Source organism: Acididesulfobacillus acetoxydans, assembly GCF_902729405.1.
Lineage (GTDB): Bacteria > Bacillota > Desulfitobacteriia > Desulfitobacteriales > Desulfitobacteriaceae > Acididesulfobacillus > Acididesulfobacillus acetoxydans.
In genome coordinates this window covers 323,484-342,249 of the sequence record NZ_LR746496.1, presented here as the reverse complement: position 1 = coordinate 342,249, position 18,766 = coordinate 323,484, and the positions used below count along the sequence as shown (strand labels likewise).

Here is an 18,766-nt window from a genome sequence, read left to right as displayed (position 1 = left end):
GGAGGTGAGGAAATGTTTAATTCAGGGATCTCCTCGGGCCCGGTCTCCGGCGACTTGGCGGACGGCCTTCAGGCGAACATCTCCGCTCTGAAGAACCGTTTCAAAAACAGTGCGGATGTCATCTACCGGGAGTTCACCCTGGGGTTCGCTTCCAACCCCAAGGCAGTTCTGATTTACATCGATGGCATGATTAACCAGGAGACGACTTCCGGTACGATTTTGAAACCGCTCATGTTCGATTTTGACGGGCGGGATTCGAAGCGGTCGGCCGGACCAAACGGGGCGGGAGATATGGCGGATGTGATCGCGAATAGGGCTCTGCCTAACAAGCGAGTGCAGAAAGCTAAGAGCTTGAAGGACGTAGTTGACGGCATTCTTTGCGGGAACACGGCCTTGCTGATTGACGGCTCTGCGGTGGCACTGGTGATCGAAACCAAAGGCTGGGAGTCCAGAAATGTGGATGAACCGGGCACGGAGTCCATCGTTCGGGGTCCCAGGGAGGGCTTTACGGAAAATATCGGGGTGAACAGTGCCATGCTGCGCCGTAAAATAAAAGATGAGAACCTGCGTATCGAAAGCCTGGAACTGGGCCGGCGGACAAAGACTTTGGTATATCTTGCTTATATTGACGGAGTTGCCCGCCGGGAAATGGTCAACGAAGTTAAGCGCAGGTTGAATAAGATTGAGATAGACGGGGTTTTGGAGAGCGGATATATTGAACAGCTAATCGAGGACGCTCCGCGCTCCATCTTCCCCACCGTGGGCAATACGGAAAAGCCGGATGTCGTGGCCGCCAAGCTGCTTGAAGGCCGCCTGGCGATTTTCGTGGACGGCACGCCCTTCGTGCTCACAGTTCCGCACCTTTTTGTCGAAGGGTTCCAGAGTTCCGAAGACTACTATTCCCGTCCCTACTATGCTACGACTGTAAGGCTCGTGCGGTATCTGGCTTTTGTCATTGCGGTCTTGCTTCCGGCGGGATATGTCGCTTTGCAAAGCTATAGTCAGGATTTGCTGCCCACGCCGCTGCTCATCAGCATGGTCGCATCCAGGGAAGGAACTCCCTTTCCTTCCTACATGGAAGTGCTGATCATGGGCGTCATTTTTGAGATCATGCGGGAAGCCGGCGTTCGTATGCCCGGGGCCATCGGCCAGGCCTTCAGTATCGTCGGAGCTTTGGTTTTGGGCGAGGCCTCCGCCCGGGCCGGATTAGTCAGCAATTCGATGATTGTGGTGGTGGCGCTCACCGCTATTTCAGGGTTTGCTCTCACTTCCCTAGCCGATGTCATCGGGCTGTTACGCCTGTTTTTTATAGCCTGTGCGGCTCCGCTGGGCCTGTTCGGCATCTTGATGGGTGGTTTGACAGTCCTAATTCACATGTTCAAATTGTATTCATTCGGCGTGCCTTACCTGCTCCCGATTGCCCCGGGGAACCTGAATGACCTCAAAGACGTCTTCATCAGAGCCCCGCTGGGTTCGCAGGTTTTTCCTCCGCGGATTTTGGGGCATCGGAATTTGGCGCGAACGACTTCCGATCGACGTCCCCCGGGTAAGGATTAGTCCCGAGAGGTTAAGGGAGCCGACCGATACCTTGCCGATTCTTGCACTCGGCCAGTGAGGAAGGTAAACAGGAAGGACTGACGAGAATCGGCCGGACGTTGGGAAGCTCACGGGGAAGCGGAGGTTCCGGGGACAGAAAGCGGGAAGCAGACCGTCGGGAACCGTAAGGAGATGAGACCTGGATGGCGGCAGAAACCGGCAAGCATAAAGGAAGGAGACGGGTCATACCTCTCTTAACCCTAATCCTTACGCTGGCTTTGTCCACATTGACCAGCGGCTGCTGGAACCGACGGGAACTGAACAGGATCGGGATCGTGAGTGCGGTCGGCCTAGACCTTGGACCGGACCACAAGATTGAACTGACGGTACAAATCATCCGGGCCAGGGCCATGAAAATGGCGGAGGGAGCCTCGGGAGAGGGCAAGGCGGTTTGGGTCGTCAGCAGCAGCGGCGACACGGTCTTCGACGCGGTGAGAAACTTGGTGGAAAAGAGCGGACGCAGGCTCTATTATCCCCACAACTCCTTGATTGTCCTAGGCCAAGAGCTAGCCAGGGAAGGGGTGCGGCCGGTGATGGACTTGTTCGCGCGCGACCAGGAAATGCGCTTACTGGCCTGGGTGGTCGTGGCCCAAGGCACGGCGGCCGACGTGCTTAAGGCAGACTCCGAACTCAACAATGTGCCCTCCAAACAGTTGGAAGATATGCTCAAAAACTATAATATTGTCTCTAAGTCGGTTGGCAGCAATCTTTTGGAATTTGACGACAGCCTCCTTTCCAAAACTACTCAGCCCGTATTGGGTCGGGTGGTTTTGGACAAAGTTTCGGGCAAGAATGAACTTCGGCTTGACGGCGCCGGGGTTTTTCGAGGAGACAAACTTATCGGCTGGCTGGATAGCACTGAGACCAGGGGGTATCTGTTCATCAAAGATAAGGTCAAGAGCGGATCTGTCCTTGTTCCCTCCCCAGGAAATCCTGACCAAGCGGTGACTTTGGAAATCATCCGGGCGGGCAGCCGGGTCAAACCCGAATGGCTAGGCGGGAAAGCGCGGTTCGAGATCGATGTCAAGGTGGAGGCGAACTTGGTGGAGCAGGCATCGGCACAAAAATTGAGCAGCCCCGATATGATTTCCGTCCTGGAAGAGGAACTCAATCAAGCCATCGCCAACCAGATGAGAACGACGATTAGCGCCGCTCAAACGCACTACAAAGCGGACATTTTCGGCTTCGGCACGGACCTGATGCGGGCCTATCCCGAGGAGTGGCAGGGGCTGGCCGGAAAGTGGGAGGCAGAGTTCCCCCTGGCGGAGACACAGGTCAAGGTTCAGTCAAAAATCACCCATACTGACCTGAGCCAATAATCGGCGATAAGTCTTGCGGACTTCTAAACCTGATGGGTGGGGCGCTGCGGGATGTTCTTGCATCTCTTATGCGAAAAAAGCCACCGTGAGGGTGGCTTAATTTATGGAATGGATACGGGGAAAACCCCGTCCCAGGCAGTTCGTCTCTTAGATCGTCTTTCTGAGTATTTAGGCGAGTATTGAGCCGTGATATTCACCTTTAGCTAGACGAGTTCACTTGCGCATTTAGAAGTAACGCTTGGCATTTAGAAATAACGTTTGAGAAGGCCTTGGAAAGCCATGCCGTGCCGCGCTTCGTCTTTACACATTTCATGAACCGTGTCGTGAATAGCGTCCAGATTGAGTTTTTTCGCCAGGGTGGCCAGATCCTTTTTGCCCTGGCAGGCTCCATGCTCGGCCTCCACGCGCATTTCCAGGTTCTTTTTCGTATCCGCGACCACGACTTCACCCAGAAGCTCGGCAAACTTGGACGCGTGTTCCGCTTCTTCCCAGGCGATCCTTTTGTATGCTTCCGCGACTTCAGGGTGGCCTTCACGGTCGGCTTGACGGCTCATGGCCAGGTACATTCCGACTTCCGTGCATTCACCGGTAAAATTGGCTTTCAAGCCCTCGATTACTTCGGGGTCAACCCCCTTGGCCACGCCTATAACGTGTTGGTCCGCCCACTGCATCCCAGATTCGTTCTTCTCACTGAATTTTTCTTTGGGGGAGCCGCATTGGGGGCATTTGTCAGGCGCTTCTGTCCCCTCATAGATGTAACCGCAGACTGAACAGACAAACTTTTTCATGTTTCTTTTACTTCCTTCCTGTATTTAAACTTCTTGTTTGCGGGTCCCGGTTCCTTGAGCGCGGGCCGCTCTCTATTTGACATTGATATCTTATAATATTAATTCTAAACTGTCAAGGGGTATTTGAGAAATTTCTTCATGCAGCTTGCTTGGCTTTTTGCTCAGCGGGCTGACACCGACCTGTAAAAACCGTAGGCTTTCAGCTGCGTCTCTGCCTGCGCTAGGTTCAGGCGGCTGGATCGCCGGAAAATTGCCGGGGTTGCCGGGGGAAGAGAAAGGGACCTCGGGCCGGGGAAAATAGTAGGTTTGCGCAACCGGTTTTGGGGGAAAACTGTGTTTTAAGGAAAACGAGTGAGGAAACAACTCGAGAAACAAGTAAGGAAGCAACTGACGCAAGCTAAGGAAACAGCTAAGGCAACAGCCTTTCGAAGGACGACAGAGGCATTCCGCCGTAAATACGCAGACGCTTCAAAATCAGGGGATTGTCTCCCAAATGAACCCTACCCGAATGGGTGGTAAAACCGATTCTGTATCCCAGTTTGGACATCAATTGCAGTGTGGTTGTATTGTAACGGCCTGACGGAAAGCAAAAGGCTTGTACGTCGAGGCCAAGGTGGCTTTTGATAGTCTGTTTCGATAGGGCCAGCTCATCTTCCTGTTCCTTAGCGGGGAGGGACGCCAGGTCCAAGTGATGCACAGTATGGCTGCCGATGGAATTACCTGCCCGTACCAGTTCCGCGAGCCTATTCCAGGTCATCATCCCCGGGCCGACTGAGTTCGTGATGACAAAGAAGGTGGCCCGAAAACCGTTGGCCCGGAGAATGGGCCAAGCCGCGTAATAATTGTCCGCGTATCCGTCATCAAATGTGAGCAGGATCGGCTTCTCGGGGACTTTCTCCCCGGCAGTCAAAGCGCGGTACAACTCTTCCGGGGAAAGGGAGTGGTAGCCCCGACGGTGCAGCCAGGTCATTTCAGCGGAGAACTGCCTGACGGGAACCCCCAAAGTGTTGCCCGGTATGGTGCTAATGGAGTGATACATGAGGACGGGGATGCCCTCCTTCGGAAAGGGGGTCAGAGCCGGCGCAGCAGGAGCCGGCGGATTGGTCTTTGTGGCCTTGCTCTGAACGCCTTTGGGGTCACTCCTTGTGGCGGAAAAAGAACCCCCGGCCTTGCCGGGTTGGCCGCCGGAAGCGTGCTGAACCGGAACAGGCCCGGGGAATGAGGAGTGCCAGACGAAGAGAAACCCCAAAACCACTGCGATGCTTATGAAAACTCCAACCTCCCTATATCTTTGGGTCCCTTGACCGAATCGGTTCCCAAGAAATTTCATGGCCATCCCTCCTGGTTCAGTATGGTTGCGAGTTCAACTTTAGTTGAACAAGTTCACTCAATTGCGGGGCGCCACGAGTTCACTTCAACCGTGATCCTCTTTCCGTATTCCGCGAGACATGTTCCACCCCACACTATTTCCGGAGTCATCGTGGCCACGGGTCTTTCCGAGGTCGCCATGGCCTGCGGTTTTCCGAAGTTGTTGTGGTCACCGCTATTTCCTAAGCTCCTGAACGGAGTCTGTTGGACAAGACTCTCCTTCGTGCCGCTGAATCCAGTGTGTCACGGGCGGCGCCGGGCTATGCGGGGAAAGGACAAAAAACTTGGCCCATGAGCGGAAAACGCTGAGCAGAGGAGTCGAACCGAATCTCTGTGCTTAGGAACTGTTAGCGAAAATAATTTCCGCTAACAGCAATTCGCATCTTGACAAAAGGAGGTATTGGTCTTATCTTAGAAAACGTTAGAGAAAATTATTTCCCCTAAGGGTGGGTTTGTATGTGTAAGGGCGAAGCGCACCCGGTGGACTTGCAGGAACTGATTGACTGGGTAAGCCATCGGCTGCATGACAAAAAAATGAGACTGACTCAGCCCCGGCTGCGGCTATTAGAGACTTTTGCCGGTTCCGGGCGCCTGCTGAGCGCACAAGAGCTTTACCGCGACGCACGCAGCCAAGGAATCAACATTGGCCTGACGACGGTCTACCGGCTCTTGGAGGCATTGTCGGAACTCGGGTTGGCGCGGGCTTTTCTCCTCTCCGGAGAAATCAGATATACCTTTTGTTCTCCCCGGCATCACTATCATCTAATTTGCCACGGCTGCGGCAAGATTAAGGAGATCTTCGATTGTCCCGTCTTGGAGACCGTAACGGACGGCGAGGGGTTTCAATGCGACGGGCATCAATTGGATTTCTTCGGCCTCTGCCGTCAGTGTCAGGAGAAAACGGAAAGTCCGGAGCCATAGAATCGGGTGCCGCCCGCTATCCTTGATGATAATCTAAAAGGCATTCGGTTCACAGACGACGAGAAGGGGGGTGCCGTGTCGCTTAAGCGGCACCCGTTCGGGAACGGGTACATTGTTCAGGGGGGGATTTCCATGGATCTTTGGTCTCCACAGGCCGGGATGTCTTTAGTCATGATTTTGCTTACAGCTTATATGCTTGGGGTGGTGCACGGCATCACCCCGGACGAACATACCTGGCCGATAACTTTCAGTTATGCTATCGGCAGCTATTCTGTGCGCAAAGGGATGAAAGTGGGGCTCATCTTCTCGGCGGCCTTCACTTTGCAACGGGCTCTCATGAGCGAACTCGCGTATTTGGCCCTGGACGGGATCTTCCGCCTCCCTTCCATTGAGTATATCGTTTACCTGGCGGTGGGTGTGGCCATGATCTTTGGCGGCCTCTATATTTTTCGCCTGAAAACTTCTTTCCACTTGCACTGGCATCCGCTGGCCCGCCGGCGCCGGAACCGGCTCGACCCGCCTCAAGCTCCGCCCCTGCAGGGGATTCCCCTCAGGATGGCTGCGCTGCACGGTTTTATTGCCGGTTTTGGCTTCGGTTCGTTCGCCCTGATCTTGTATACTGTTTTGGCCCCCGCGATGCCCAGTCCCTATCTGGCCTGGTTGCCCGGATTTCTCTTCGGCCTCGGCACCATGACCATGCAGGTCCTTCTCGGTGCAGCTTTCGGTTGGATCACCCGGCATCTGCACCTGTCGCAGGAGGATGTTGCCCGGGTCACCGGAATCACGGCCGGCCGGACGCTGTTGGGCGGCGGACTCTTATTCATGCTTATGGGGATTTTGGGTTTGACGGCCCCGGCCTTGGTCGAGTGGCAAGTCACCACTCCGATCCATGTTCATAATCTTCACCATCTCGGCGCCGCGTTTCTCTTGGTGGTGGTGGTCGTAATGGGTATCGGTCTGGGCAGTCTGTTTTGGGAAACACGCCGGGCTTCGGCTTGGGAAAGGGCTCGCAGCGGTGCGCGGTAACGGTCAGCGGGAATCCCCGCCTCGGAGGCCGGGAGGTTTTGGCTGCCGCCGGTTTCCCCAGGGGCATGCGGTTAGGCTTTTCGGTCAAATTTAAACCCCGGTCTTCACTTCGCAGGGTTCACCGGGCTTGCGAAGTGCCGGCCGGGGATTTTTCGCGGCAAGCGGGGGTTCAGGCGGCAACAGAAGACTTTTCGCGACCGGAGATTTGTCGCAGCGATGTGCCGGAGGGGCCTACTGTATGCCGGCCGGCTTTGCGTCCTTCAAGCGGAGGACAAAGGGAATGCTGATGAGTACGGCGGCAGCGGAAACGTAGAGCCCCGCCGTAATTGAATAGCGGTCAGCGATTAGGCCGATGACGGCCACGCCGAAAGTGCCTAAAGTATTCCCGATGCCTAACGTCAAGCCGGAGGCCATTCCTTTGTTTGCCGGAAAGAGGGCCTGACCGAACACCATGACCACGGAACTGGTGGAATAGAGGGATATGCCGAGCAGGGCGATCAGGACAAAAGAAAGCAGGAAATTATGCACATGCAGGAAGAGGAAAAGCCAGAAGCTGGACAAGAGCGCCGAACTGATGAGGACGGGTTTGGGGCCGATGATGTCGGACAAAGTGCCGCCGGCCACATTGCCGAAACTTCCGGCTATGAACATGAGGGACAAAAGGCCGGCCGTATCGGTTAAGGGGTAACCCAAAGAGTGCCAGAGGATGGGAACGAGGGTCAAGGTTGCCAAAGAGGTCATATTGCGCAGGGCGACAACGGTTAAGAGACTGCCCGCCCGTCGCAGGCCTTGGAGAAATTCGGGAGTGAAAATCTTTCCTGTGCGCGGTTTGGGCGGCGGCGGGGGAGACATGACCCCGGCCATAATCAGGGCCATGAGCAAGCCCGGAATGGCGAGGAAGAAAAGGCCGGGACGGCCGCCCCAAAGGAAGGCGGTGCCGGCGAGCAAGGGAGCCAGTCCGCGGCCGAAGTTTCCGCCGATCATGAACAGGCTCATGCCCAACCCTTTGCGTTTACCCGTCATTTCACTGACCAGGGCCGCGGCGTGCGGATGAAAAGCGGCATTTCCTAAACCGCTGATGAGTAAAAGAATGAGCAGGATGGAGTAAGAAGGAGCCCAGCCGAAGGCGAACGCTGCCAAAACGCTGCCTAAGGCAAGCCCCCCCACGACGAATTTCCGGCCTCCGGACCGATCGGCCCAAAAGCCCATCAGCGGCTGCAAGAGTTGGGCGCTGAGCGCGGAAACGGTGCTGATCAGCCCGGCCGCCGCCGTGTTAAAATTGAGCGTGGCCATTAAAGCCGGCAGAAGCACGGGATAAAGGTTCGGATAGGTGTCGTTGATCAGGTGACTGACCGTGAAAACAAGCGTTCGTCCGATGGAAGGGTTTGCGGATACAGATGCCCCTGCCTGGGGCGGCTGGGCGCTTTGCCGAGGTTCATCCTTCACCATAGGCTCCCTTGGTTCAGTAACTTCTTTCTTTTCCATGAACTTCTCTCTCCTTATTGCGGCCCCCTGTGATTTTTGCACTCCCCCCGAAAAGGAAATTGCGTTGCCGTGACCGTTCCTCATACTAGACCCGGGCGGCTTTCGCACTCTGCGGGCAGGGAGGCTTTTTGTCTATTTACGGGTATCTGCGGGTTGCGGGGTCCATTCGTATTACGGTTTATCGGGTTCACGTCGGCAAAATGATCGGGTCAAATTACCGGCAAAGCGCCGGATTCGGATTGGGTCTCAGACTGGAGTCCGGTTTAGGTTTTGGCTTCAGGCTGAATCTCGAGGCCTGTTCCGTTAACAGCCCGCGCTTTTGTCCCGGGTGCGGTTTTAGAAACTTCGGGGGCCCCGGCCGGCGGTGCTGTTTCGAAAGCGGTGAAAGCGTCACGTTCCAGCGCCGTCTCAGGGGTGGGGGTATCACGTTCAGGCGCCGTCTCAGGGGTGGGGGTATCACGTTCAGGCGCCGTCTCAAGGGCGGGGGTCCCACGTTCAGGCACCGTCCCGGCCGGGGCCGAGGCGCTGTCTGCCGTTACCCTGGGGCGGGCCCGACGGGCGGCGGCCAGAGAACTCTGGAAGAAACGGAAATTCTCCAAACGCATCTGAATATCCGCAGCATATTCTTCAAGACGTTCCCAACCCTTGGGGGTCAGGGAATAGATTCTTTTCGGTCGGCCCGCCGTCTGAACTTTCCATTGCGACACAATGCATTCTTCCTTTTCCAAACTGCGCAGCGTTCGGTAGGTCGTGGCGCTGTCTCCGAAGAAATGCGGCATTTCCTGCTGCATAGCGGCCAGAAGAGATCCCCCGTAGTCACAGCCTCGGGCCAAAAAAAGCAGGATAAAGGCTGGCGCATGGCGGGAGGTGTGTTCCTTTTTGCGCATGGGTATAAAATTCCTCCTCAGCGACTCTTTGAGTAATGTTAATGACAGTATAGTGTTTAAAGCACTATACTGTCAAGAAGAAAGCTGGCAGGGAGCCTAGGGCAGCGGCCCTAGGCCCGCTTCCTTGGAGGTTTTGAAGGATGGGGTTGCAATCTGCCTTCAATAGGAAAAACAGATTGATGGCATACCGATTTCCTATAGACTAGGGATAAAGCCCGTGCTATGGTAAATGTGAAATAAATGACGAGGAGGTGAGGCGATATGCTTACGGGGATTCTGGCCATAGCCGCAACGGTGATTAGTTTGGGGATTATTTGTCAGGATCATTGTGCCTATAGAAAAAAAGCAGCCGTGCAAGGCCGCTAAGAAGTGAGACTAGACCCATTATAACACAGAATAGTCCTGAAAGCATGACCTTAGAACAGAGCATGCCTATATGTGGATGGGATGAAGTCCGGAGAAGAAAACCCGTGGATTGTGGCGGCGTCGGAGAAAGATGCTTCGGAGGAACATGCTTCGGAGGAACACGCTTCGGGGAAAGATGCTCCGGAGAGAGATTTCGGAGAGATGCTCCGGCGCCGGCTTAAGCCGCTCCCAGGCCGGCAGAGAGCCGCGCACCGCGAAGACAGAAAGGTGGATTAAAAATGTCAGGTTTAGCACTGAGCAAATATATTCCCTTGCTGGCAACCCTAAAAGGGTATAAGAAGGAGTATTTCGGCAAAGACTTGGTCGCGGCTTTAACTGTGGCGGTGGTGGGGGTACCGCAGTCGATGGCCTACGCTCTGATTGCGGGGGTCAACCCGGTCTACGGTCTTTATACCTCAATCGTGGGCTCCATCCTGGGCTCCGCTTTCGGCAGTTCACAGCAGTTGGTCACCGGACCGACCAATGCTATCTGCCTTCTCGTGGCCGGAGCGATGAGAAACTATCTGGGGCTAACGAACGCCTATCAGCTGTTGTTCCTCATGACTTTTCTGGTCGGGGCTATCCAAATCGTTTGTGGGGTTGTCAAACTGGGTAAGGCAGTGAATTTTGTTTCCCATACCGTGATTGTGGGCTTTACGGCGGGAGCGGGTGTTTTGATTGCGCTGGGGCAGATCAACACTTTCCTGGGCATATCGATTAAAAACTCGGCTCAAATGGCGACAATGGATAAATTGTATTATGTGGCGACTCATTTGCCGTCAACGAACATCTATGCCTTGGGGCTGGGCCTCATGACTGTGGCTATCCTTCTGATTTGCAAGCGGGTCAACAAAAACCTTCCCGGGGCATTGATTGGCATCATCGTCCCCATCTTCTTCGTCGTCATGTTTTCCTTGCAAAGACAGGGGGTCTCCCTGGTCGGGCATATTGCCTCTTCCTTGCCACCCTTTACCATGGTGCGATTCAGTCCCGGAGCTGTCAGCCATGTTTTCAGCGGAGCCGTGGCTATCGCCATTATCGGGCTGGTCGAAGCGATCTCGATCTCCAAAGCTATCGCCAGCAACACAAGACAGAAAATAGACGCTAGCCAGGAATTTATCGGGCAGGGTATTGCCAACCTCGTCGCATCCTTCTTCCAGTGCCTGCCCTCATCAGGTTCTTTCACCCGCTCCGCCATCAATTACAGTAACGGGGCCGTGAGCAAAGTCTCTGGAATGCTCTCCGGAGTGACTGTTGCCTTGGTGCTGCTCTTTTTTGCTCCTTATGCCAAGTTTATTCCCAATCCCTGCTTGGCAGGCGTGATCATTCTGACGGGGTACAGCCTAATCGATAAGAAAGAAGTGAAGAAGATCGCCAAGGCGGGCAGATGGAGCTCCGACGCGATAGCCATGTGGGTCACCTTCGCCGCAACGGTCTTAATGCCCAACCTTGATTATGCCATCTATTCGGGCATTGCCCTGTCTTTCATTCTGTATCTGAAAGATACTGACAAAGCATCTGTTAAAGTGTTCATTCCGATGCAAGGCCGGGAGGGGGACATTCCTCTGAGGGAAGTCAAAACCGCCAAAGAGCGGGTTGAGGTTCTGCTGGTGGAACTGTCCGGTAACCTTTACTTTGTATCCGCCTCGGACCTGGAGGAAAAACTTGACGGTCTGGTGGATAGGGCCAAGGGTTTCATCTTGCGCATGAACGAAGTGAACGACATTGATGCCACTTCTCTCAACGCCTTGGAGGTGTTCGCCAGGAATGTGGCGGCGGCCGGCGGAACGGTTGTTATGAGCGGCCTCAAGCCGCCAGTGGAATCACAGCTTAAACGCTCAACCCTGGTGGCGGCCGGACAAATCAAAGTGGCGGCCGGTGAAACCGATGTTCCGGGACCGCTGACCCGGGCAAAACAGGAAGGCGAGAAAACAGCCGTGTCGGTGGCTATCTTAAGATAACGTCGGTTTCCGTAACAGTCTAAGATAACGGCGGTGTCCGGCCTAGCGCACATTCAAATGAATGAGCAGGATAACGATGAAACAAATCAGTCCGCCGATGTGCCATTTGTAGAACGTGCGCGGGAAAACCCAGGAATTCATTTCGGGGACGAGAGCGCTTCTCCAAAGGAAGGCATGTACATTGGCTTAATAAGGATCCCCGGACGGTGCGTACTGACACGAAATTAGAGATTCCTTTGTAATTTTATACAAAAAGAGAGACCTTTTTTCGTAGAAACGAACAAAGGTCTCTTTTGCATGTTTTTAGATAAATGTCTGTCAGAGCACATACCGGAATGGTCATGGCCGCGGGCAGGATTTGAGAAATGGATTTCTGGCGCGGGCAGGCAGCGATGTTCCCGGCTCAGCTGGGCAGGGAGGCGCCGAAATGTCCCAGGACAAATTCCCGGAAATGCTGGGCGGCAGGAGTGAGATGGCGTTCCTCTATCCAGGCGATCCCGATCACGCGCTGACATTTCGGTCGGGAAATCGGTACTTGGACGATTCCCGTGTTTTCCGCCGCGCGGTTGCGGGGGACCAGGGCGATACCGAGTTTGGCGGCCACGAGGCCGGAGACGGTACCCACCTCTTCCCCTTCGAAAGTAGCCTTCGGCGTGAAGCCTGCCTCACGGCAGAGCCCGTAAATAATCTCCCCCAAAGAAACGTCCTTCTTAAAGAGAATAAAAGGCTCGCCGGCCAGTTCGGCCAAAGTTACGAAGGCACGGCCGGCCAGCGGGTGTCCGGCCGGAACGATTAAGACGATCTCTTCAGTGAACAAACGGGCCCAGCGGATGTGTTCATGGGCGGAAGGCTGCGAACAAAAGCAAAAATCGATGTCCGCGGCTTCCAGACTTTCCAGGAGGCGGTGGGCCGTGTTTTGGTAGAGCTGAAACCGAACATGCGGGAACTTTTGGCGGAATAACCCGAGTAAATCGGGTACCAAGTTTGAACCCTGGGAGTGGATGAAGCCCAAAGCCACACTGCCTTTGAACGGATCGAGCAAATTTTGAAGCTCTTGTTGTCCCAGGGAGATTTCCTGCAGGGCGCGGTTGACCCGCTTGAGAAAGATCTGCCCATAAGAACTCAGGGCGACCCGGCGCCCTTGGCGCTCAAACAGCGGCACGCCCAATTCATCTTCCAAACGGGCCATTGAGCGGCTGAGGGCCGGTTGGGAAATCGACATGGCTTCCGCCGCCTGGGTGAAGTGCTGTAATTGAGCGACGGTTTGGAAATAGTGGAGCTGGTTCCATTCCATGCGAAGAGTTCCTCCTCGGTATGGTGTGATAGGAAATCTATGGATCCAATGACCTCCGTAATACCGTCGTCCCGCGGAAATTTGATTATGAGTCTTTGGGTGAAGCCCTCTCTAACAATTGGGAGGTGCGGTAAAATGCCTATAAATATAACCGGCCGCAGGCTATTATTGGTTGAGGGAAAAGTCTTTGCCTTAAGTCTCAAAAAGGCCATCCTGTGATGGAATGCGTTGAAGCATTCATCCAATGCGCGGCAACTAAAACTTCTCAGCCGCCCAGAGTGGTTTCCAAGGCTAAGGCCCATGCTTTTCTTTCGGTAATGCCAGTGCTGGTGACAAGTGTGGGAATTGGGGCTAAGAATGGGTATTGGAATTTTGAGCATGACTGTATGGCAAACGTGGTAGATTTTCTTCGGCAATTCGCCGTTGTGGCGCAGGATTAAGCGGTAGTATACACCATGTCATGAAAATTGCTTGTTCGTAAAGCTGTTATCCAAATTTGTGGTCCGGGTGCCCAGGCTGGGATGGTTGCGACACTCCGGCCTTTAGATTTTGCACCCAAACTATCGGGCACATCCTGTTTCTGGAGTGCCCGAAAAAGATGGGCGATTGATGTGAAAGGGGCCGAGCGCTTGGGGCGCCGGTCTTCTTAACCATTACCAGAGTGCATTAAATTAATGCATATGATAAATTAGACGTCAAGGCTTGTCAAGGTGTAAGATAAAGCGTGTGAAACGTATCGTTGGTCGGGTTAGGGGAGATAGTTAGCGGAGATATTAACAAAAGTTCCCCGCGGGAAAAAATGGCCGCGTCGGGCGAACACTTAGGTGACACGCCCCTGCGGCGTCTGGATTGAAGGGAGTCTCGATGACCTATATCAAAAGAGGAACGGCGGCCTTCCGCAAAGCCAATATCGCTTTGTTCTTCGGCGGCTTTAACACTTTTGCCATCATGTACAGTACGCAGCCGCTCTTGCCGGATTTTTCCCGGGAGTTTCACATTTCGCCGGCTGTGGCCAGCCTGTCTCTCTCACTGACGACGATCGCTCTCGCTGTAGGTATGTTGCTGGTCGGTTCCGTCTCCGAAGTGCGGGGGCGGAAACCGATCATGATCTTCTCATTGGTGGCGGCGTCCGTGCTGGCGGTCCTGACGGCTTTTGTTCCGGATTACCGGGACCTGCTCATCCTGCGCGTTTTGCAGGGAATTGTTCTCGCGGGCCTGCCGGCAGTGGCGATGGCCTATCTTAGCGAGGAGATCGAGCCCTCCAGCCTGGGGATTGCTATGGGGCTCTACATCAGCGGGAATTCAGTCGGAGGCATGAGCGGACGTATTATTATCGGCATGTTGACCGACTATTACGGTTGGCGAGTGGCTTTGGGCAGTATTGGACTTTTGAGTGTTCTCGCTAGTCTGCTCTTTTGGTATCTGTTGCCGGCATCGAGAAATTTCCGAGCGCGCACGCTCGACTTGGCTAAATTGTCAAAGTCGCTGCTCAGTCACCTCAAAGATCCCGGGCTGCTCTGCCTCTATAGCGTCGGGTTCGCCTTAATGGGGAGCTTTGTTACTCTTTACAATTACATCGGTTTTCAGTTGATCATCCCTCCTTATTCCCTCAGCCAGGCCCTCGTGGGTTGGATCTTTATTCTCTACCTTACGGGAACGTTCAGCTCGGCTTGGCTGGGTCGCCTGGCAGACAAATACGGCCGGCAGAAGATGTTGGGAATTGGGGTGCTAATCATGGCCTCCGGAGCGGTCGTCACTTTGGGCGGGCCTCTGGTACTCAAGATTCTGGGTATTGCCGTGTTCACCTTTGGCTTCTTCGGCGGGCATTCGGTGGCGAGCGGCTGGGTGGGGCGCCGGGCTCAACATGACAAGGCCCAGGCTTCCTCTCTCTACCTCTTTTTCTACTATGCGGGTTCGAGTATCGGGGGGACAGCCGGAGGCGCCTTTTGGAGCGCTTGGGGTTGGGATGGTGTCATCGGCATGATCCTGATGTTCTTGCTGCTGGCGCTGTTTCTCTCCCGGCAACTGCGCTCGATTCCGCCGCTCACTTCCCGCCTGGGGGCCAAGCTTGAGCCGCGGAAAGCGCAGGGTTGAAGAGGGGGAAAAATGCCCGCCCTGTTGCCCGCGGATCCCGTACATAATATAATAGTGGCAGCCGGAAAGAAAGGAGACCCGTTGACATATGGCTTTAGTCAATGAAAATTACTTAAAACTCCCCGGAAGTTACCTGTTTTCCGAAATAGCCCGCAGGGTCAGCGCCTTTAAAGAGAAAAACCCCGGGGCGGATATTATCCGTCTCGGCATTGGCGACGTTACCCGTCCTCTGCCCCAGGCGGTGGTGGACGCCATGCAAGAAGCCGTGGCGGAGATGGGGCGGCCGGAGACTTTCCGCGGTTACGGACCCGAGCAGGGATACAAGTTCCTCATCGAAAAAATTATCGCTCATGACTTTGCGCCCAGAGGGATCGAGCTGGACGAGAGCGAGGTTTTCATCAGCGACGGGGCGAAAAGCGATACGGCCAATTTTCAGGAGCTTTTTGCGACGGGCAATGTCGTAGCTGTAAGCGACCCGGTCTACCCGGTCTATGTCGACAGCAACGTCATGGCGGGGCGCACCGGAGGGCCGGATGAGCAAGGGAAATTTGACCGCTTGGTCTACCTTCCCTGCACCGAGGCTAACGGCATGAAGCCGGACCTGCCGCGGGAAAGAGTCGACCTGATCTACTTATGTTATCCCAACAATCCGACGGGCATGACCCTTACCAAAGCGGAGCTGCGGAAATGGGTGGATTACGCCCGGGAGAACCGCGCCCTCATCCTTTTTGACGCGGCCTATGAAGCCTATATCCAGGAAGCCGGAATTCCCCACAGCATTTTTGAGCTCGAAGGAGCACGTGAGGTCGCGGTCGAATTCCGCAGCTTTTCCAAGACCGCCGGTTTCACCGGCACCCGCTGCGGCTACACCATTGTGCCCAAAGAGGTTAAGGTTTACGATGCTCAAGGGCAGGCACACGGCTTGAACGCCCTTTGGCTGAGAAGACAAACCACTAAGTTTAACGGGGTCTCCTATCCTGTGCAAGCGGGCGCGGCAGCGGTCTTTTCGCCCCAGGGCCAACGGCAGGTCCGGGAAACTATCCGCTATTACCTGGAAAACGCCCGTATTATTAGGGAAGGGTTGCAAGAAGCAGGTTACACTGTCTTCGGTGGGATCAATGCACCCTATATCTGGCTTAAAACCCCGGACAATATGCCTTCTTGGGACTTTTTCGACCGGCTGATGCAGGAGGCTAACGTAGTGGGAACACCGGGAGCGGGTTTTGGCCTCAGCGGCGAAGGGTACTTCAGGCTCACAGCGTTTGGCACCCGGGAAAATACCCAAAGGGCCCTGGCCAGGATCAAAGGGGTACAAGCATAAACGTCCCGTCAAAAGGAGCAGTGCTTATGGAAAACAGATCCCTTTTAGAACTCCTGGTGGAAGAAATGAAGATAAAGCTTAAGGGAGGTCTGTATCACCGGACCCAAATTAAGCTTGCCTATAATTCTAATCGTATCGAGGGCAGTACTCTATCCGAAGAGCAGACACGGGACATCTTCGAAACAATACCATCAACGTCAACCTGCCGGAAACCATCAATGTTGATGACAGATACTTGTCTTTGCGCCCAAGATCGGTATCGAGTCCTTGTCTCTTATTTCTTGCCCGAGAGGGCTGGGAAGAACTAGAGATCGGAACAGCAACACTAACATGCGTCTGAAAGAACACAAGGATGAACTCCTACAATGTGACTTTTAGCACAGTATAGTCCATACTTCAATCACGATCCGACATTTCGAAAAAGGTTAAGATGGGTTCAGCGGTCAGGACGAGAGACCAATAAAAAACGAAGTGGAGGAACAAACAGCGATGAGTATGTTTTGTTTTCAATGCCAGGAAACAGCCAAAGGCAGCGGCTGCACCATCAAGGGAGTTTGCGGCAAGACGGACGATGTGGCCAATCTGCAAGACCTTTTAATCTATGTTCTCAAAGGAATCTCCATTTACGCCAACCAAGCAGGCGGCTTGGGTGTGGTCCGCCCGGATGTAAACAAATTTGTCATGGAAAGCTTGTTTGCCACCATTACTAACGCTAATTTTGACAAGCAGGTCTTTATCGACCGGGTGCGCGAAGGCTTGAAGATCCGGGAAGGCCTGAAAGAGGATATTGTCAAGGCAGGCGGTCGGATCCCCGAGAATCCGCACGATTCTGCGGTTTGGTATGCGGACACAGCGGCCGAGTTCGAAGTGAAAGCGGCTCAAGTGGGTGTTCTCACTACCGCGAACGAGGATGTGCGCTCCCTGCGCGAATTGCTCATCTACGGCTTAAAAGGGATGGCCGCTTATGCCGAACATGCTCTGACTCTCGGCTATAATGACGACGGGATTTTCCGATTCATGCTCAAGGCTCTGGCGGCGACGACCGACGACAGCCTGAGCGCCGATGACCTCGTGGCCTTAGTGCTGGAAGCTGGCAAATACGGAGTGGATGTGATGGCTCTCTTGGACAAGGCCAACACCACCACTTACGGCAATCCGGAACTGACCAAAGTTGAGATCGGGGTACGCAGTAACCCGGGGATTCTCATCAGCGGCCATGACTTAAAGGATCTGGAGGAACTCCTGCAGCAGACGGAGGGCAGCGGGGTGGACGTCTACACCCACGGTGAAATGCTGCCGGCTCACTACTATCCCGCGTTTAAGAAGTACGCCCATTTTGCCGGCAATTACGGCAACGCCTGGTGGAAACAGGACAAGGAATTCGCCTCCTTCAACGGCCCCATCCTCCTGACGACCAACTGTCTGACTCCCCCGAAAGATTCCTATAAAGATCGCCTCTACACGACAGGGGTCGTTGGCTTTGCGGGTGTCAAGCATATCGCGGACCGCAAAGAGGGCCAGCCGAAAGATTTCTCGGCTATCATCGAGCAAGCCAAGAAGTGCCCGCCCCCGACCGAAATCGAGAGCGGGGAGATTGTGGGCGGTTTTGCCCATGCCCAAGTGCTGAGCCTGGCCGACAAAGTGGTCGAGGCGGTGAAGTCCGGAGCCATTAAACGTTTCTTCGTTATGGCAGGCTGTGACGGCCGCATGAAGAGCCGCGAGTATTATACCCACTTCGCCCAGGCCCTGCCTGCGGATACCGTGATTCTGACGGCCGGCTGCGCCAAGTATAAATACAACAAATTGAATCTGGGCGATATCGGCGGGATTCCCAGGGTCCTGGATGCCGGGCAGTGCAATGATTCCTACTCCCTGGCGGTCATCGCGCTCAAACTGAAAGAAGTTTTCGGCTTGGACGATGTCAACGAACTCCCAATTTCCTATAACATCGCCTGGTATGAACAAAAAGCGGTCATCGTCCTCCTGGCGCTTCTTTACCTGGGTGTGAAGAAGATTCATCTCGGGCCCACCCTGCCCGCTTTCCTCTCACCGAATGTGCTCAAGGTCCTGGTGGAGAAGTTTGACATCGGCGGAATCAGCAGCGTGGAAGACGACCTGAAAATGTTCATGACGGTTTAACGATTTAACCATTCAGTTTACCGATGTCCCCGCAGAGATTAGATGACCTGTGCCGGATAGAAACGTCCTGTGTCCGATAATAGTCACTGCCAAGCGACGGCCGGATGAGCCGCCTGCTTGGCTCTTTAAAAACAAAAAACAAATATCTCTGCACTGGGGGGG

14 protein-coding genes are annotated in these 18,766 nt (G+C 54.5%); 9 read left to right on the top strand and 5 right to left on the bottom strand.

The window, feature by feature from the left end; genetic code table 11:
* Positions 1-12: 12 nt before the first annotated feature.
* A complete protein-coding gene (locus tag MNU25_RS01370) occupies positions 13-1,557 on the top strand; it encodes a spore germination protein (protein ID WP_240983442.1) in 1,545 nt (514 codons plus the stop codon).
* 182 nt (positions 1,558-1,739) lie between these two features.
* A complete protein-coding gene (locus MNU25_RS01365; protein ID WP_240983441.1) occupies positions 1,740-2,915 on the top strand; it encodes a Ger(x)C family spore germination protein in 1,176 nt (391 codons plus the stop codon).
* 245 nt (positions 2,916-3,160) lie between these two features.
* On the opposite strand, the gene MNU25_RS01360 is transcribed toward MNU25_RS01365, so the two are convergent.
* Both MNU25_RS01360 and MNU25_RS01355 read right to left on the bottom strand, forming a co-directional pair.
* On the bottom strand, positions 3,161-3,703 hold the full coding sequence (locus tag MNU25_RS01360) for an NADH peroxidase (protein ID WP_240983440.1): 543 nt from the start codon (positions 3,701-3,703) through the stop codon (positions 3,161-3,163).
* Positions 3,704-4,112: 409 nt separating this feature from the next.
* A complete protein-coding gene (locus MNU25_RS01355; RefSeq protein WP_240983439.1) occupies positions 4,113-5,033 on the bottom strand; it encodes a polysaccharide deacetylase family protein in 921 nt (306 codons plus the stop codon).
* A gap of 494 nt (positions 5,034-5,527) precedes the next feature.
* On the opposite strand from MNU25_RS01355, the gene MNU25_RS01350 reads away from it, so the two are divergent.
* Positions 5,528-5,992 carry a Fur family transcriptional regulator gene (locus tag MNU25_RS01350; RefSeq protein WP_240983438.1) on the top strand — a complete coding sequence of 155 codons (465 nt, stop codon included), beginning with the start codon at positions 5,528-5,530 and terminating at the stop codon, positions 5,990-5,992.
* Between the two features lie 132 nt (positions 5,993-6,124).
* Positions 6,125-7,018: a hypothetical protein gene (locus MNU25_RS01345; protein ID WP_240983437.1), complete on the top strand. Its 894-nt coding sequence runs from the start codon at positions 6,125-6,127 to the stop codon at positions 7,016-7,018.
* 231 nt (positions 7,019-7,249) lie between these two features.
* Here MNU25_RS01345 and MNU25_RS01340 read toward each other — a convergent pair whose 3' ends face one another.
* On the bottom strand, positions 7,250-8,503 hold the full coding sequence (locus MNU25_RS01340; protein ID WP_240983436.1) for an MFS transporter: 1,254 nt from the start codon (positions 8,501-8,503) through the stop codon (positions 7,250-7,252).
* Between the two features lie 263 nt (positions 8,504-8,766).
* A complete protein-coding gene (locus MNU25_RS01335) occupies positions 8,767-9,390 on the bottom strand; it encodes a PadR family transcriptional regulator (protein WP_240983435.1) in 624 nt (207 codons plus the stop codon).
* A 438-nt stretch (positions 9,391-9,828) separates the two neighbouring features.
* On the opposite strand from MNU25_RS01335, the gene MNU25_RS01330 reads away from it, so the two are divergent.
* Together MNU25_RS01330 and MNU25_RS01325 are read left to right on the top strand one after the other, a co-directional pair.
* Complete coding sequence (locus MNU25_RS01330; RefSeq protein ID WP_240983434.1) at positions 9,829-10,032, top strand: hypothetical protein; 204 nt, start codon at positions 9,829-9,831, stop codon at positions 10,030-10,032.
* A gap of 2 nt (positions 10,033-10,034) precedes the next feature.
* Positions 10,035-11,756, top strand: coding sequence for a SulP family inorganic anion transporter (locus MNU25_RS01325; RefSeq protein ID WP_240983433.1), 1,722 nt, complete (start codon positions 10,035-10,037; stop codon positions 11,754-11,756).
* 403 nt (positions 11,757-12,159) lie between these two features.
* Here MNU25_RS01325 and MNU25_RS01320 read toward each other — a convergent pair whose 3' ends face one another.
* Positions 12,160-13,050, bottom strand: coding sequence for a LysR substrate-binding domain-containing protein (locus MNU25_RS01320; protein ID WP_240983432.1), 891 nt, complete (start codon positions 13,048-13,050; stop codon positions 12,160-12,162).
* An 864-nt stretch (positions 13,051-13,914) separates the two neighbouring features.
* Between MNU25_RS01320 and MNU25_RS01315 the strand changes: the two genes are divergently transcribed.
* From MNU25_RS01315 to hcp, 3 genes are all read left to right on the top strand, one after another.
* A complete protein-coding gene (locus tag MNU25_RS01315) occupies positions 13,915-15,144 on the top strand; it encodes an MFS transporter (RefSeq protein WP_240983431.1) in 1,230 nt (409 codons plus the stop codon).
* An 88-nt stretch (positions 15,145-15,232) separates the two neighbouring features.
* The gene (locus MNU25_RS01310; RefSeq protein ID WP_240983430.1) at positions 15,233-16,465 is read left to right on the top strand and encodes an LL-diaminopimelate aminotransferase; all 1,233 of its coding nucleotides are present in this window, start codon (positions 15,233-15,235) and stop codon (positions 16,463-16,465) included.
* Positions 16,466-16,954: 489 nt separating this feature from the next.
* Entirely contained in the window at positions 16,955-18,604 is a 1,650-nt protein-coding gene (gene hcp / locus MNU25_RS01305) for a hydroxylamine reductase (protein ID WP_240983429.1), read from the top strand.
* Positions 18,605-18,766 lie beyond the last annotated feature (162 nt).